Here is a 15,939-nt window from a genome sequence, read left to right as displayed (position 1 = left end):
GGCTACTCGCGGCAGTCGGCCGGCAGCAGCCGGGCCGGGATGCCGTCGCTGCCGCAGCGCCAGGCCACGCGCTTATTCTCGTCCAGGCTCGGCGTGAACGCAATAGCCTTGCCGCGATAGTTCAGGTCGGCCGGGAACACGTGCACCGCGCCGTTGGCGGCATCGACCGTGATGTTCTGCACCACGTGGTTCGGATCGGCCATCGCGTAGCCGGCCTGCTCCAGGGTGGCCGGAGCGCTGCCATGGGCGTAGAAATAGCGCTCCACCGCCGCCGTCGCGTCCTGGCCGACGCCGACCACCTGCGCCATGCGCGCGCGCGTCGTGTAGTCCTGGTAGGCGGGAATGGCCACCGCCGCCAGCACGCCGATCAATGCCAGCACCGCCAGCAGCGAACCGGCGCCGCCGACGCCCAGGCGCGGCACGAACAGCGCCATCAGATAGGCCAGGCCGTGGCGGCCGGGCTGCTCGACCTCGCTGCCGCCGGCCAGCCCGCGCATCACCGCCATGCGCTTGACCAACCACGGATAGTCGCCGACCAGCTCGTGGAACGACATCCAGAAGCCGGACGACTGCTGCGCCTGCGCGGCATAGCCGGCCGTGCTGAGCTGGCGCCAGCGCTTGCCGCCGGCCGCCAGCGCCGACAGGCCCACCTGCGCGCTGTCGAGGTCGTCACAGGCGTGGAAGCCGTGGCGGTCGCACGTGTACTCGCGCGCGCGGGCGTAGGCCGCGCCCAGCAGCGGAACGAACGAAGCCGGCGCCAGCAGCGCCGACCAGCGCAGGTGCTGGCGTTTGAGGTGGCCGATCTCGTGGCCGATGTAGAAGTTGATCGCGTCCGGGCGCTCCTCCAGCGCGTCGACGACATCCGAATACAGCACGATGAAGTTATTGCCGAGAAAGCGCGTGGCGAAGGCGTTGAAGCTGCCGCCCATTTGCAGCAGATACGCCTCCGGCGCCTGTTCCAGGCCGAGGCGCCGGCAGCAGGCGTCGATGCGCTCGCGCAGGTCGGGGAATTGCTCGGCGGTGATGCGCACGCCGGTCCCCTTGAGCCAGGACACCAGCGCCGATTGCGCGAAGCAGTAGGTAATGAAGAACAGCAGTAAATACACCAGCGCCATGCCCATGGTCGCCGCCAGCAGGCCGGTCCAAACGGCCAGCGAGACGGCCAGCATGATGCCGAACAGCGCTTTTTCGTTCTTGTAAACCAATTCCATACGGCTCCCGGCCTCGCAAAGTTTCCCGGGAGCTATTCTAGCGGTTTATTTAAGAAAAATACAACTCTTTATGATAACGTTGTCTGCAGTTCAGCGATATTGATCGGCTTGACGAGATGGGCCGCGAAACCGGCCTCGCGGCTGCGGTGCTTGTCGTTTTCCTGGCCGTAGCCGGACAGCGCGATCAGTTTCAAGCCGTCGCCGCGCGGCAGGCGGCGCAGATGGGCGGCCAGCTCGAAGCCGTCCATGCCGGGCAGGCCGATGTCGAGAATGGCGACCTGCGGCATCGCCTTGGCGGCCTCGGCGATGGCGTGGGCCGGATCGTAGGCCACGCTGGCGCTGTAGCCGAGCGCGCCGAGCAGGTCGGCCAGCGAATCGGCGGCGTCCTGGTTGTCGTCGACCACCAGCACGCGGGTGCCGCCGCCCTGCGCCGGCGCGGCGGCGGACGCCGCCCCGTTACCCGGCTCGGCCTCCTCCACCACCGATTCGGGCAAGGTGAGCGTGAAGGTGCTGCCGCGCCCTTCGCCGGCGCTATAGGCGGCCACCTCGCCGCCATGCATCTGCACCAGATTGCGCACCAGCGCCAGCCCGATGCCCAGCCCGCCCTTGGCGCGGTCGACCAGGCGGTTGCCCTGCACGAACAAGTCGAAGATGTGCGGCAACAGGGTGGGCGAGATGCCCGAACCGTCGTCGGTCACCTGGATCGTCAGCGCGCGCTCCTGGACCCGGGTGGCCAGGGTCACATGGCCACCGGCCGGCGTGTAGCGCGCCGCGTTGCTCAGCAGGTTGGACACCACCTGCGCCAGCCGCGCCGGGTCGCCGTGCCAGCGCACCGGCGCCACGTCGACCAGCAACCGGTGCTGCTTCTGCTCGAGCAGCGGGCTGGCCATTTCGATCGCCTTGTTGAGCACGTCCGGCAGCGCCACCGTCTCCTTGCGCAGCTCGACCTTGCCGCTGGCGATGCGCGAGACGTCGAGCAGGTCGTCCACCAGCCGCACCAGATGGTCGACCTGGCGCTGGATCACCTCCTGCTCGTGGATGGTCTCGCTGTGCTCGCCACCGCGCAGCTTCATCAGCTTGAGCGCGGTGACGATGGGCGCCAGCGGGTTGCGCAGTTCGTGGCCCAGCATGGCCAGGAATTCGTCCTTGGTGCGCGCCGACGCGTTCAGGTCGGCGTTGAGGCGCTCGCTCTCGGCCATCGCCTGCGCCAGCGCGCGGTCGCTGTCGAGGCGGCTCAGGGTGGCGCATACGGTGGCGGTGTACTGTTCCAGGAACTGGCGGAACGCGGCGTCCAGCGGCAGCCGCGGCGAGATGCGGAACGCCAGCGCCAGCTCGTCGCACAGTTGCAGGTCGGCGCCACGGATGACGACGACGGCGGGGTCGCCGACGGCAAGGTCGGCGCCATTGGCGGCGTCCGCGCCCGGCCGGCGCAGCAGGTCCACCGACAGCAGGTCGCCCGGATCGTCGCCGACGCTCAGCGCGATGCCGGCGCGCACATCGGCCTCGCCGTGGCAGGCCAGCAGCCGGCGCGCCAGCAGGTCGAGCGCGTGGCGGCGGCGCTCGGCCAGCACCTGGGTGGTGGTCTCGGTGCACACCACCAGTACGCCGGCGATGCGGTCGTCCCCGCCGAACACCGGCGTGTAAGTGTAGCTCCAGTAAACATCCTCAATGCGGCCGTTGCGCCAGATCGGCACCAGGTTGTCGGCATACCAGCGCGGTTCGCCGCCGGCGCGCACCTCGTCGATTTGCGGCCCGATGATGGGCCAGATCTCGGCCCAGCATGCGCGTCCACCCTGACCGAGCGCGGCCGGGTGCTTGCCCTCGCCGAAGCACGGCACGTAGGCGTCGTTGTAGACCTGGGTCAGCTCGTCGCCCCACCACAGGAACATCGGATGCACCGAATGCATGACGATGCCGACGCTGGTGCGCAGCGCGGCGGACCAATCGGCGATGGCGCCCAGCGCCGTGTTTTGCCACGGAAAGTCACGCACCATGTCGCGCATCGGCGTGCCGTCGCCGATGAAGCGGTACGACCGTTCGCCGACGGCAGGGAAGGACAGGGTTGTAACGGAGTGGGCCGCCATGATGACTTTATGTGCCGAAAGCCAAAGTGTAACAAGAGCAGTGTACGGCGGCGCACAATAGGCGCGCCCCGCGCTGGAGCTGGCCCGGCGGCGCGCATTGTAGTTAGCAAGCAACGCCAACACCGCCAAAATCCCTTAATGAATCAACTCACTGATCGTTTCCGCGCCGCCGATTTTTCGCGCGTTGAAGTCGCATATGATCGATTTTCCCAAGCAGGGAGAGACATCCACACGGCAACAAAAAAAACCAAAAGGATACGCATGAAGAACCGGAACGCAAGTCCGCTCAAACCATCGGTGCTCGCCGTCATCGGCGTGTTGGCCACGATGGCCACACCCTCGCAGGCGCAAACCGCCGCGACAACCGAAACCGCAGCCGCAGCCGCACAGCCTGCCGACTCAGTCGTAGTCGTGACCGGCTTCCGCGCCAGCCTCAACAGTGCGCTGAACACCAAGCGCGCCAGCGACGGCATCATCGACGTCATCAAGGCCGAGGACATCGCCAAGTTCCCCGACGCCAACCTGGCCGAATCCCTGCAGCGGGTGCCGGGCGTGTCGCTCACGCGCGGCGACGGCGGCGAGGGCAAGCAGATCACCGTGCGCGGCCTCAACGCCGGCTTCACGCGGGTGCGCATCAACGGCATCGAGGGCGTGACGGCCACCGGCGCCTCCGACATCAACGGCAGCACCAACCGTGGGCGCGGCTTCGACTTCTCCGTGTTCGCCTCCGAGCTGTTCAATAGCCTGGAGGTGCGCAAGACCTCCGAGGCCAGCGTCGAGGAAGGCTCGCTCGGCGCCACCGTCGACCTGCGCACCGCGCGCCCGTTCGACTTCAAGGGCCGCACCTTCAGCCTGGGCGCGCAGGAAATGCACAATTCGCTGTCGAAAAAATACAGTCCGCGCGTGACGGCGCTGCTGTCGGACCGGTGGAAGACCCCGTACGGCCAGTTTGGCGCGCTGATCTCGGCCGCGTACTCGAAGCGCACCGTGCAGGAGGAAGGCTACGAGGCGGTCGAGCTGCTCAGCGCAAGCAACGACGGCGGCTTTTGCGCGCCGGCCGGCTACGCCCCGCAGAACCCGGCCAACAATGCCGTCAAGGGCATCGACGCGGCCAACTGCGGCTTCGGCGTGCCGCGCACGTCCAACCTGGCCGCCTACAACGACGTCATGTCGCGCACCGACAACTACGGCGGCACCGTCGCCAACCCGCTGGCCGGCTCGGGCGCGTTCGCGCCGCGCATTCCGCGCTACCGCCGCTCGATGACGCAGTACGAGCGCTCCGGGGTAACCGGCTCGCTGCAATGGCGCCCGAACGCCAGCACCGAGCTCAATCTCGATCTGCTGGGCGGCAAGTTCAACAACAAGCGCTACGACAACTACATCTCGGCCATCTCGTTCGGCCGCAGCCTCGGGCAATCGAACGGCAAGCCGCAGACGTCGATCCTGGAAACCCACTTCAACGACGCCGGCAGCTGGGACTACGGCAAGTTCAACGCGGTCGACATCCGCAGCGAAGGCCTGCTCGACGTGTACTCGACCCTGTTCCGACAGCACGTGTTGTCGGGCCGCCACGATGTCACCGACCGCCTGAAGATCGACTTCCTGACCGGCCAGTCGCGCTCGGACCTGGACGAGCCGCAACGCACGACGGTGCAGTTCGACTCGCCCAACGCCAACGGCTACTCCTTCGACTTCCGCAACAACCGCAACGTGCCGACGATGAACTTCGGCATCGACGTCACCAACCCGAACAGCTTCAGCTTCGCGCCGCAGGAGGCGGACGGCACCTTCCACGGCCAGTTCGTCGGCCGCTACCTGCACACCCGCAACACGCTCAAGACCAACCAGGTCAACGCCAGCTACGAGCTCAACGACAACCTGACCTTGCGCACCGGCTTCTCCAAGCGCGACAACACCTGGACCAATGTCGAGATCGGCTCGGGCGGCAACGGTTTGACCTTGCCGGCCGGCGTGGGCATGGGCGACATCACGCGCCAGATCAGCGGCTTCGGCAAGGGCCTGGGCGCCGGCGGCGTGCCGAACTCGTGGGCCGCCGTCGACCTCGACAAATTCCTCAAGGTCTACAACATCGAGTGCCATTGCACCGAGGTGCCGGGTTCGAGCTACAACTACCTTAACCAGGCCAACCGGGGCGTCGACGAATCGATCAAGGCGCTGTTCCTGGCGGCCGACTTCAAGTACGACCTGTTCTCGATTCCGCTGCGCGGCAATGTCGGCGTGCGCCACGCCCGCACGGAGGTCAACAGCTTCGCCATGCTCAACGCCAACGGCGTGCTGGAGCCGGCGCGCTTTAAAAACAGCTACCGCGACAACCTGCCTGCGCTCAATATCTCGGCGACCTTGCCGCACGACGTGATGCTGCGCTTCTCGGCCGGCAAAACGCTGGCGCGTCCGGAGTACACCGACCTGGCGCCGTCGACCACGCTGAGCACGCAGGTGCAGACGGTCACCATCGGCAACCCCAACCTGGCGCCGATCCGCGCCAAGACCTACGATGTGCAAGCCGAGTGGTACTACGCCAAGAACGCGATGGTGTCGGTGGGCGCCTTCCACAAGGACATCGGCACCTTCATCCAAGGCGTGTCGGAGCGGGCGGTGTTCTCGTCGCTGGGCTTGCCGGAATCGATCCTGCTGGGCGGCGGCTGCAGCATCACCGGCGGCACGCCGGCCTGCGCCACCCTGCCCAACACCACCGTGGTGGTCAACCGCCAGGTCAACACGCCGGGCGGTCCGCTGACGGGGTACGAGTTCAACCTGCAGGCGCCGTTCAGCTTCCTGCCGGGGATCTGGGCCAATTTCGGCCTGCTGGCCAACTATACGCATGTCGACTCGAAGATCACCTACATCACGCGGGTGGACAATCCGAACACGGCCGCCAACGAGCTGCTGACGCGGCGCGCCAACTTCACCGGCCTGTCGCCGAAGGCGCACAACCTGACGTTGTTCTACGAGGACAAGAAGTTCAGCGCAAGGGTGTCGGCGGCGCATCGTTCGTCGTATCTGCTCAGCGTGCTGGGCGACGTGCAGGGGCACGACTTCACCATTGTCGATGGGTCGACCAATATCGACTTCAGCATGTCGTACAACATCACGCCGCAGTTGCGCGTCAGTCTGGAGGGGCAGAACCTGAACGATACGCCGCTGCGTTACGGGCGTGACAGCCAGCGCAACGACACCTTGTTGTACGTGCATTCGGGCCGCACGTTTGTGGTGGGGTTGAATTACAAGTATTGATCGCCGGCCGTCGACGGCGCGTGCATGGCGGATTACGCTACGCTAATCCGCCCTACGTGTCTCCCGTGGACGCACACGACGAATGACCTCGGAAACACGTAGGGCGGATTAGGCGGAACGCCGTAATCCGCCATCTATGCGCCGTCGAAGGCGTCGATCAATGCTCCCGCCAGTGATCCAAATTCACCGGCTCGGCGATCGGCGTGCCGTTGCGCTCGGCGCGGAAACGCGCCGACGCCGCGTACACGGCGCGCCGCACGCGCATGATGGAACCGAGCGGACGATGCGCGGCGACGCAATGCCACGGATTAAACTGCATGCCGTCGTCCACCAGCACCGACAGCCCATGCGTCCATCCCGCCTGCGGCGCGGCGCTGATGCGCGCCACCGCTACCCACGGGCTGGTCCACTCGACCGTCGCATCCTCGATCGGCATCGTCTCGAGGTCGGTGCATAGCTGCACCCGCAACTCCCACTCGGCCGCGTGCTCGGTCATGAAATCGACCACCGCGCCGCGCAGGCCGTTGGGCTTGTTGTCCAGGTCGACCGGCTGGTCCTTCAACGCCACCAGCTCGGGCGACACCGGCACCAGCGACAGCTTGGCCATGTAGCGCCCGAACAGCACCGGCACCTGCGTGTAAAAGGTCTCCCCGAGGATGTGGGTTTGCGGATGGCCGCCGAGGCCCTTGAGCGCAACGCTCTCGCCGCCGACCGCCTCGATCGCCTTTTCCGCGCCCTGCAGCGCCGCCGAAAACGCCTTCTTCAACGCCGGCACCTTGTCGGTGGTCGCTGCCAGCAGCTTGGCACTGTTCAAGAACTGCTTGGCCGTCGGCGACAGGAACACCGGCCCGTTGACCATGACGAAGTCCTGGGTGGTGTCGCCCTCGCCGTCCGGCAAGCGCTCGCCGGGCACGCCGACGATCTTGATCGCCATGCCGCGCGGCGTGGACACCTTGTCGTCCAGCAGGTCGCCGGGCGTGGTCGAGAGCCGCATCACCACCGGATACTGGCCGGCGGTGGCGAACAAGCCTTGGGAATAATCCGGCGGAATGCGGTCCAGCACCCGTAACTGGCCGCGCAGCAAGCCGTGGCTCTTGGCGTGCACCCCGCGCGGGGCGTGGCCGCTGTCCTTGTGGACGGTGTCGGCAACGCTGCGCATGGCATCCTGCAGGCCGGCGATGGTCTTGGCCTCGTCCTCTTCCTCGATTTCGTAGGAGGGATCGTAGGGCAACGGTTGGTTCAGATGGCGGGTGGGAAAATCCATTTTGCGTCCTGCGGGCTAGTTGGCTGACCCGCCGATGATGCCGCCATCGGCCTCCGATGTCTGTGGCGTGACACACTCAAAACTGTGCCACGGCGGCAATAACGCATTCCATTCCGTTAAACCGTCGGTTCGTCGCCCGCCGCTGGTCAACGCTCCCCGCAAGCACTACAGTCATCCCATGATGTTCACCCACGGATAACAATGACGCCCGCTTCCCGTTTCGCCCCGCCGGCCCTGCTGGCCCTGATCGCCGCCGTCGCGCTGCTGGCCGCACACTGCGCCCGTGCGCAAACGGCGCCCGTCTTCACGCCGGAACAATTACGGGCCGACCTGCGGTTCGTCCAGGACACCATCGCCAGCACCCACCCCTATCCCGGATTCTCGGTCGACGCCGAACAGTTGCGGCAAACCTACCGGCGCATCGATGCCCAGCTGGACCAACCGATGACGCGCGACCAGGCCTGGCGGCTGATGGCCACGCTCAACCCCGTGTTCGCCGACGCCCATATGGTCGTGACGCAACCCGACGCCGGCGGCCAGAGCGAGGCCTTCATCGCGGGCGGCGGCGGATTCTTCCCCTATGAAGTTGTGGTGGACACACAAGGCGGCCTGACCATCCGCGCCGAACTGGGCGGCGGCGCCTCGCCGCTGGCCGGCGTGCGCATCGAGCAGATCGACGGCGTGCCGGCGCGGCGCCTCGTCGCCGAGCTGCTGGAACGCTGCCATGGGGACACGCCCGCCTTCCGCGCCGACCTGCTGTCGACCCGCTGGCCCTTCTTGTACTGGAAGATGTACGGCGACGCTGCCGGTTTCGATTTGCTGACCGCCGATGGCCGGACACTGCGCGCCAAGGCCGCCGGCAAATTGCCTGCCTACCTGGACGGACGATCGCAATTCGACCGGCAATTCCGTGTCGAGCTGCTGCCCGGCGGCGCCGCGCTGATGACCATTAACACCTTTTACTGGCCGGACAAAAAGCAGTTCACCGATTTCACCGAGCGCGCCTTCACTCAATTGCGCGACGTAAAGGTCAAGACGCTGCTGATCGACGTGCGCGCCAACGGCGGCGGCAACGACGACATGTGGATGGACGGCATTCTGCGCTACATCGCCGACAAGCCGTACCGCTGGGCGTCGACGTACAAGAAGAAGGTGATCAAGGGCCGCGAGAGCGCCACCGAAAAGCTGGGCGACGTGATCGACGGCACGATCGAAAAATGGCTGCCGCCGCAAGCCGACGACCCGCTGCGTTTCGGCGGCGCCACCTACGTGCTGGTGGGACGCAACACCTATTCGTCGGCCATCCTGTTCAGCAACGTGGTGCAGGATTTCGGCTTCGCCAGGGTGGCCGGTGCGCCGGGTTCGGCGCGCGCGCGGCAAAGCGGCGGCACGCAGAACTTCGTGCTGCCCGCCAGCGGGCTGGGATTCAGCGTGCCGCGCCTGATCTTCCAGCGTCCCTCCGGCGCCGACACCCCGATGCTGGTGCGGCCCGATCTGCTGCTGCCGGACAGTCCATACGACAGCCGGCAACTGGTCAACGCCGTGCTGGACAGGGCGAGCCGTTAAAGGAGAACTGTCGCCGCCGACGCGGGGGGGGGCTAAACAAATCGGCCCGCCGTTCGTCACCAAGCTGACAGCGGCATTCCGCCGCTCCCAGCCGAGAAGAAATCCATGAGCATCCCCCCGACCGCCGGGCGCCGCCGCGCTCCCCTCCCCCTGGCACTGCAGCTCGCCTTGGCGGGCCTGGTGCTATCGGGCGCGGCACGCGCCGAAGAGCGCGCCGACGCGCCGTCCCCCACCCTCCCCACCGTCACGGTCACCGGCAGCGCTGCCGACGGCTCGTACACGGCGCGCTCGAGCAGCACCGCCACCGGCCTCGATCTGTCGATCCGCGACACCCCGCAATCGGTCAGCGTGATCACCCGCGAGCGCATGGACGACCAGGCGCTGCAGACCGTGTTCGACATCGCCAACAACGCCACCGGCGTATCGGCCAAGGAAATCGACAGCGTGCGCGGCTACTTCTTCGCGCGCGGCTTCGAGATCAAATCGCTGCAGATCGACGGCACGCCGATGGGTGGCACCAGCTCCGGCCAGACCAAGGGCGACCTGGCCATCTACGACCATGTCGAGATCGTGCGCGGCGCCACCGGCCTGCTCAACGGCACCGGTAGCCCGTCGGCCTCGATCAACCTGGTGCGCAAGCACGCCGACAGCAAGACCTTCACCGGCAGCGCCAGCGCCGGCCTGGGCTCCTGGGACCAGGCCGAGGCCGAACTCGACCTGACCGCGCCGCTCACCGCCGACGGTTCGGTGCGCGGCCGTGTGGTCGTCAACGCCGAGCGCAAGGATTCCTTCATCCGCCTCGAGAACACCCGCAAGCGCACCGTCTATGGAGTCATCGACGCCGACCTCGGCGCCAGCACCAGGCTCAGCGCCGGCTTCAGCGAGCAGCGCGACAAGCGGCGCGGCAACCAGTGGGCCGGCCTGCCGTTCTTCTACACCGACGGCACCCGCACCGACTGGGCCCGCTCGACCACCGCCGCCGCCAAGTGGAATAGGTGGGACACGCAACAGCGCACCGGCTTCGTCTCGCTCGAACACACCCTGTCCAACCAGTGGAAACTGAACGCGGTGGCGACCCGGCGCGAGAACGACGGCGACCAGCGCCTGAACTGGATGGACGGCCTGGTCGACCGCAACACCGGCCTCGGCCTGCAACCGTGGGTGGTCGGCTACGGCGGACGCGACAAGCAAACCGACTACGCGCTGCGCGCCAGCGGCCCGTTCTCCCTGCTGGGGCGCGAGCATGAACTGACGTTCGGCGTGCTGCGCGCCAAGCGCAACGAACTGTGGATGATCAGCGACGCCAGCATCCAGCCGGAGATCGGCGACTTCCGCGCCTGGACCGGCGACTATCCGGAACCCGAGTGGGGCGCCTACTACACCGGCTCGAACTTCAATCAGAAAGAGACAAGCGCCTATGGCGCGGCGCGGCTGAAACTGGCCGACAAGTTCAAGCTGATCGCCGGCGCCCGCGTCACCAACTGGCGGCGCGACGGCGACCAGGCCGCCTGGACGGCCGAGGCCTACACCCTGCGCCATCGCGGCGTGGTCACGCCCTACTTGGGCGCGGTGGCCGACGTCAGCGCCCACACGTCGTTGTACGCCAGCTACACCGACATCTTCGACCCGCAGGACGCGCGCGACCGTCGCGGCAACTATCTGGACCCGCTGCTGGGCAAAAGCCTGGAGGCTGGCGCCAAGAGCGAACTGCTCAATGGCAAGCTCAACGCCAGCTTCGCCGTATTCCGCGTCAAGCAGGACAACTTCGCCGTCGCCGACGCCGGCCAACTGGTACCCGGCACGCGCGTGCAGGCCTACAACGCCATCGACGGCGCCAAGACCACCGGCTACGAGATCGAACTGAGCGGCGAACTGGCGCGCGGCTGGAGCGCCAGCATCGGCTGGACCCAGTTCCGCGCCGAGGACGCCGACGGCAAGAAGGTCAACACGGTTCATCCGCACCGGATGCTCAAGTTGTACACCAAGTACCGCCTGCCCGGCGATTGGAGCAAGCTCAGCGTAGGGGGCGGCGTCAACTGGGAGGACCGCAGCTACACGACCTTGACCGATCCGCGCTCGGGCGCCAGCTTCGAGGTCGAGCAGCCGGCGTACGCGATCGCCAGCCTGATGGCGCGCTACGAGATCAGCCCGCAACTGGCGCTGCAGGTCAATCTGAACAACGCCTTCGACAAGAAGTACTACAGCAACCAGCTCGACGTGTTCCAGAACCTGCTGTACGGCGCGCCGCGCAACGTCTCGGGAACGCTGCGCTACGTGTTCTAATCCGCAACGCCGCCTGCCCAGCCATCGCTTGCACGATGCATGCGGCGTCTCCGGAGGAAATCCTCTTCCGGCAACAAAATTTTGCGGCTGCCTAAAAACTGTGGGAGCATAGTCGACACGATCGCCGCCACCGCGGCGGGATTGGGGGCTGCTTGAAGCTGTTACGGCTATTGAAATTTTGCATAGGTTTGTTGCTAAGTATGCCGGCGCTCGCCGCCGAGCCGCCCGTCATGCGCTTCGCGACAGAGGAATGGCCGCCGTTTTTCAGTCGCGCGCTGCCGGGCAACGGGCTGACGGGCACGCTGGTCGGCGCGGTGGCCGCCCGCATGGGCTACGCCGCGCAGATCGACTATTTTCCGTGGAAGCGCGCGATGGAAATCGGCCTGCACGACCCGGACTACGCCGGCGCGGTGGCGATGGTACGCAATCCTGACCGGGAAAATATCTGCTATTTCTCCAGCGCCGTCGGCAGCCGGCAGACGGTGTTGGCCTACCTGAAGGACAAGCCGGTAAAGGCCGGCGCGTTGAAGGACCTGCACGCGGTGCGCATCGGCACCGTCGGCGGCTACTCCTACGGCGAACAGTTCGACGGGCTCGCCCGGTCCGGGGTGCTGGCGGTCGAACCGGCCATCAGCGACGAGATCAATGTGCGCAAGCTGCTGGCGCGCCGCTTCGTCGCCATCGTCATCGAAAAACGCATGCTGCGCTACCTGCTGACGGCCGACCGCTACACGCAAGCCGAGCGCGACCGCGTTGAAACCGTCGACCACCTGTTCACCACGCGCACCGTGCACGTGTGTTTCCAGCATACGGCGCAGGGTTTGCAGCAGCAGCGGGCGTTCGACCAGGCCGCGCGGGACGTGGATTTGACCAGGATCGAGCGCGACTACTGGCGCGACATGCTGCAGACTCCGGGCGTGCCACCGGCCAAACCATGAGGCGGTGGTGGCCCGCTCGTCAGGCGGTTGCCGCCGCCGGCGCTTTTTTATCTTGCGTGACGATGGCCTTCGGCGCCGGCCTGGCTTTCTTCTTCCCTACCTGCTCCAACACCACCTTGTGGATGAAATGCAGTTTTTCCTGCACCGGTGTTGGCAGCTTGAACGGATACGAGTCCGGCGTGCCGACGCTGCGGTTCAAGCTGTTGAGCACATAGGTCAGCGCGAACCAGTCCGAGATGATTTCGTCGAAGGAATCGATCTTCAGCGGCGGCGCCGTGATCACCATCTCCGGCTCTTCCTTTTTACGCGGCTTGAGCGACAGGCCGCACGCGTGCGCCGTCTCCAGCGTATCGATCATGTGCAGATAGTGCGCCCAGGTCTCGGCCCAGTCTTCCCACGGGTGGGAGCTGGCGTAGGTGCTGATGTAGTGCTGTTCCCAGTCGGCCGGCGCGCCGTTCTCATAGTGTTTCTTCAGGCTCTCGCTGTAATCCTGGCGCTCGTCGCCGAACAGGTCGCGGTAGCCGTCGATCCACTCGCTGTCGGCGATCAGGCGATCAAAGTAGTAATGTCCGCTCTCGTGGCGGAAATGGCCCAGCAGGGTGCGGTAGTGTTCGTGCATCTGCTCGCGGGTGCGCTCGCGCTGGGCCGGATCGGCCTCGGCAATGTTGAGGGTGATCAAGCCGTTGTCGTGGCCGGTCATCACCTTCTCGTCGTCGCCCGGGCCATCCTCCAGGAACTGGAAGGCCAGGCCGGTTTCCTCGTCCTCCTCCTTGGAGACCGGGGTCAGGTGCAACGAATACAGCGAATACAGCAAGCGGCGCTTGGCCGATTCCAAACGCTGCCAAAACAGGTGGTTCTTATCGGTGCTCAGGGTAGGAATGACGACGGTCAGCTGACACGAGGCGCACAGTTCGTTCGGATCGTCGGCGTCAAGCATCCAATTGCAGACCTGATGGTTGACGTAGTTGCTGCATTGCTTGTAGAGGCGTCCGGCGTCATTCTTGTTCAGGCTGCGCCACGTGCCGTCCTCCGCCGCCTCGAAGCTGCTGACGACGCGTTGCTCCGGCTGGTAGCCGAGCATGCTGTCGCAATTGAAGCACAGCGTGTTTTCGAAGAAGACTTGTTGGGCGCACTTGTCGCAGTGGAAGGTTTTCATCTGGTTTGGAAGGTAGGTTGGTGCGACGCCGAAAGGCACGCTTGCCAGCATCATACCCATGTACCGGCTAGCGCTCAGTTAGGCAGCGCGCATTGCGCCATTTGCTTTACCATTGATCGTTGGTCCGCGACTCATTTCACCTTATGAAGGTATTCCCCTTTGGCTGCCAGTTCTTCGACTGCGCTGGCACTTTGGTCGACAGCGAGATGCTCTGCAATGAGAAACTTCGCGGACGAAGGGTGCGTCCAAGTACATCCACACAAGATCATTCGATCACGCGCGTTTTATCGCCCGGAAGTGGAACGTATGAATGTCGTCAATCATAATGGAATGGGCCTTGGGAAAACGTGATCTCGCCCCCGCCATATTCCCTTAGCCAAACGTCCCGCAGCTCTTCCCCCCGGCCTTGCACACCGAACACTGCATCCGGCTGCGATCTCGAAGCGAGAAGAAGCATTTCTTCGATCATTGACGTGTATAACGTGAACGTTGCAGCATGGTCCTCAAGAAGCGTGGCGAGATCTTTTAGTGCGTTTTGATGAATGCCGTTCTCATCAAGATAAGACTTTAAAGCGCTTTCCAGCACCTTAAAATCAAGTTCGACATCACCCATGTACTGTAAATTGACCCAATTAAAATAGCTCATTTATCTCCTACATGCATTTGGTTTTACGACCGGCGATCCAAAGCAACCATTGCCCGGATTTAGCGCCAAGTTTAAAGGATAAGGACGAAAACAATTCTCTTCTTTTATAACACGTCGGGCGATTCGGGGCCCGTTGCCCCCCTAACGGCTGGATGGTTTATCATTTGCTTCCGGGCTTATATGACTGCACATTATGGCGGACTTCAGTTATCTGTTCATCAGCGATGTCGAACCATGGCGCGGAGGGAATACGCAACGCCCCCCGTCTATGCGCCACATTGCCACTTCACGCCACGCCGTGGCCTTCGCATTTAAGCTCCTCCTGTCGGGCGACCCGAAAGCGATCACGGCCCCCCAGCGCGGGCCTCGAAAGTGCTTTCACGTGATGGGAGATCGCCAGGCCGGGGTTTCACGCCTGCTTGCATTCCTGAGGCGTATCGAACTGCCGCACGCGCAGCCGCTCATCGACGATACCATCGCGTTCCTGAACAGACCGCAACATGACGCGAGGTTTTTCCTGCTCGATCCGCTGGACGTATTCAATTCGGACGAACCGTATAAAACGCAGATTAACAAACTCATGAATGAAATCATGGACCTTGATTCCGCCATCGAAGGGCAACTCGCATGGTTGCACGAGCCGCTTGGACGGATGACTGTGGGCGAGCCGACACAGCCGGGGTTTATCGCCAGACTGTTCGGCGCCAAGCCAAAGCCGGCGCTGCTGCTCCCGGCGCCCGACCCACTTTATCGCCTTGAGCGAATTGGTCTGCAAAGCTGGCATGAAGAGAACGGACACCCGCTGGCGGCGAACTGACGTCGTCAAATTCGCCAGCATGGGGGCAATCTGACTTAACCGAACTTCATTGATTGCCCCGCTCTCCACCGACGACGACGCAGCGCAGCGCTTGGAATGGATGCTATTAGCGACCAAAGGTCTGCTGCATGGCTTCCATATCGTAATCGAGCAACAGACCGATGTGCCGTTCATACAATTCCGCCAACGCTGATGTGTGCAAACTAATCACGTCCATCCCTCTGTCATCGTAGGGATGAACGACTATTTCTCTATTCAAGTTAAGCAAATATACCCGACAGCGCGGATTCGGCGCCAATGACGAACCGAAGTCGGTAGCAACGGCACACCAGAGCAGATTCTGTAGTTTGGAAACTGCTACTTCAAAAGCACAGTTGACCCAGCAATTCCCCTCGCCATCTTCAGGCTCTTCGACTGGATCTGCCCCTTCCAGCCAGAACTCTCGTCTCTCAGGGACAATAATTCCTGCAACCTGTAAATCACGTAACAGCTGACGCAACCCGAAGCGAGATGTCGAAGCAAACGCCTGTAAGTGGACGAGTATGTTTTCTTCACGGTCAAAAACGTCATTGCAAATTGCGGTTGCTTTACGCAGGGCGGTTAACGCTTGATCCAAGGGACTGCCTCCTTCCGACAACTTAAACCGCAGCCCTCGGGGGAAGTTATAAAACAATGCGAATCGATAGGGCCGCTAGACGATCGTCTGGATTTTTCTTTGG

11 protein-coding genes and 2 pseudogenes are annotated in these 15,939 nt (G+C 64.3%); 6 read left to right on the top strand and 7 right to left on the bottom strand.

Annotated elements, in window-relative coordinates:
* Nucleotides 1–2 precede the first annotated feature (2 nt).
* Nucleotides 3–308: a pilin gene (locus tag NHH88_04710; protein USX17268.1), complete on the bottom strand. Its 306-nt coding sequence runs from the start codon at nucleotides 306–308 to the stop codon at nucleotides 3–5.
* 38 nt (nucleotides 309–346) lie between these two features.
* Here NHH88_04710 and NHH88_04705 point away from each other — a divergent pair.
* Nucleotides 347–472, top strand: a pseudogene (locus tag NHH88_04705) (polymer-forming cytoskeletal protein).
* 349 nt (nucleotides 473–821) lie between these two features.
* Here NHH88_04705 and NHH88_04700 read toward each other — a convergent pair.
* Nucleotides 822–1,115 (bottom strand): annotated as a pseudogene (locus NHH88_04700) (peptidase M48 family protein).
* A gap of 164 nt (nucleotides 1,116–1,279) precedes the next feature.
* Entirely contained in the window at nucleotides 1,280–3,295 is a 2,016-nt protein-coding gene (locus NHH88_04695) for a hybrid sensor histidine kinase/response regulator (GenBank protein ID USX15102.1), read from the bottom strand.
* Nucleotides 3,296–3,556: 261 nt separating this feature from the next.
* Here NHH88_04695 and NHH88_04690 point away from each other — a divergent pair, with 261 nt between their 5' ends.
* Nucleotides 3,557–6,550, top strand: coding sequence for a TonB-dependent receptor (locus NHH88_04690; protein USX15101.1), 2,994 nt, complete (start codon nucleotides 3,557–3,559; stop codon nucleotides 6,548–6,550).
* A gap of 157 nt (nucleotides 6,551–6,707) precedes the next feature.
* On the opposite strand, the gene NHH88_04685 is transcribed toward NHH88_04690, so the two are convergent.
* Entirely contained in the window at nucleotides 6,708–7,814 is a 1,107-nt protein-coding gene (locus tag NHH88_04685) for a catalase family protein (protein USX15100.1), read from the bottom strand.
* A 201-nt stretch (nucleotides 7,815–8,015) separates the two neighbouring features.
* Between NHH88_04685 and NHH88_04680 the strand changes: the two genes are divergently transcribed.
* From NHH88_04680 to NHH88_04670, 3 genes are all read left to right on the top strand, one after another.
* Entirely contained in the window at nucleotides 8,016–9,380 is a 1,365-nt protein-coding gene (locus NHH88_04680; protein ID USX15099.1) for a S41 family peptidase, read from the top strand.
* Between the two features lie 105 nt (nucleotides 9,381–9,485).
* On the top strand, nucleotides 9,486–11,663 hold the full coding sequence (locus NHH88_04675) for a TonB-dependent siderophore receptor (protein USX15098.1): 2,178 nt from the start codon (nucleotides 9,486–9,488) through the stop codon (nucleotides 11,661–11,663).
* 230 nt (nucleotides 11,664–11,893) lie between these two features.
* Nucleotides 11,894–12,601, top strand: a complete 708-nt coding sequence (locus tag NHH88_04670; GenBank protein USX15097.1) for a transporter substrate-binding domain-containing protein — start codon at nucleotides 11,894–11,896, stop codon at nucleotides 12,599–12,601.
* Nucleotides 12,602–12,620: 19 nt separating this feature from the next.
* On the opposite strand, the gene NHH88_04665 is transcribed toward NHH88_04670, so the two are convergent.
* Both NHH88_04665 and NHH88_04660 read right to left on the bottom strand, forming a co-directional pair.
* The gene (locus tag NHH88_04665; GenBank protein USX17267.1) at nucleotides 12,621–13,757 is read right to left on the bottom strand and encodes a putative zinc-binding peptidase; all 1,137 of its coding nucleotides are present in this window, start codon (nucleotides 13,755–13,757) and stop codon (nucleotides 12,621–12,623) included.
* Between the two features lie 316 nt (nucleotides 13,758–14,073).
* Nucleotides 14,074–14,403, bottom strand: a complete 330-nt coding sequence (locus NHH88_04660) for a hypothetical protein (GenBank protein ID USX15096.1) — start codon at nucleotides 14,401–14,403, stop codon at nucleotides 14,074–14,076.
* 193 nt (nucleotides 14,404–14,596) lie between these two features.
* Between NHH88_04660 and NHH88_04655 the strand changes: the two genes are divergently transcribed.
* Nucleotides 14,597–15,220 carry a hypothetical protein gene (locus tag NHH88_04655; protein USX15095.1) on the top strand — a complete coding sequence of 208 codons (624 nt, stop codon included), beginning with the start codon at nucleotides 14,597–14,599 and terminating at the stop codon, nucleotides 15,218–15,220.
* A gap of 106 nt (nucleotides 15,221–15,326) precedes the next feature.
* Here the strand turns inward: NHH88_04655 and NHH88_04650 are convergent, their stop codons facing one another.
* Nucleotides 15,327–15,836, bottom strand: a complete 510-nt coding sequence (locus NHH88_04650; protein ID USX15094.1) for a DUF3885 domain-containing protein — start codon at nucleotides 15,834–15,836, stop codon at nucleotides 15,327–15,329.
* Nucleotides 15,837–15,939: the final 103 nt, after the last annotated feature.

It is taken from the genome of Oxalobacteraceae bacterium OTU3CAMAD1 (assembly GCA_024123915.1).
Taxonomy (GTDB): domain Bacteria; phylum Pseudomonadota; class Gammaproteobacteria; order Burkholderiales; family Burkholderiaceae_D; genus Rugamonas.
This window is presented reverse-complemented; position numbering and strand designations above follow the sequence as displayed.

Bases quoted from the DNA above. Each gene is read 5' to 3' on its own strand.
- NHH88_04675 (USX15098.1), top strand. From the start codon at position 9,486: ATGAGCATCCCCCCGACCGCCGGGCGCCGCCGCGCTCCCCTCCCCCTG.
- NHH88_04670 (USX15097.1), top strand. From the start codon at position 11,894: ATGCGCTTCGCGACAGAGGAATGGCCGCCGTTTTTCAGTCGCGCGCTG.
- NHH88_04685 (USX15100.1), bottom strand. From the start codon at position 7,814: ATGGATTTTCCCACCCGCCATCTGAACCAACCGTTGCCCTACGATCCC.
- NHH88_04690 (USX15101.1), top strand. From the start codon at position 3,557: ATGAAGAACCGGAACGCAAGTCCGCTCAAACCATCGGTGCTCGCCGTC.
- NHH88_04710 (USX17268.1), bottom strand. From the start codon at position 308: ATGGCGCAGGTGGTCGGCGTCGGCCAGGACGCGACGGCGGCGGTGGAG.
- NHH88_04655 (USX15095.1), top strand. From the start codon at position 14,597: ATGGCGGACTTCAGTTATCTGTTCATCAGCGATGTCGAACCATGGCGC.
- NHH88_04695 (USX15102.1), bottom strand. From the start codon at position 3,295: ATGGCGGCCCACTCCGTTACAACCCTGTCCTTCCCTGCCGTCGGCGAA.
- NHH88_04665 (USX17267.1), bottom strand. From the start codon at position 13,757: ATGAAAACCTTCCACTGCGACAAGTGCGCCCAACAAGTCTTCTTCGAA.
- NHH88_04680 (USX15099.1), top strand. From the start codon at position 8,016: ATGACGCCCGCTTCCCGTTTCGCCCCGCCGGCCCTGCTGGCCCTGATC.
- NHH88_04660 (USX15096.1), bottom strand. From the start codon at position 14,403: ATGAGCTATTTTAATTGGGTCAATTTACAGTACATGGGTGATGTCGAA.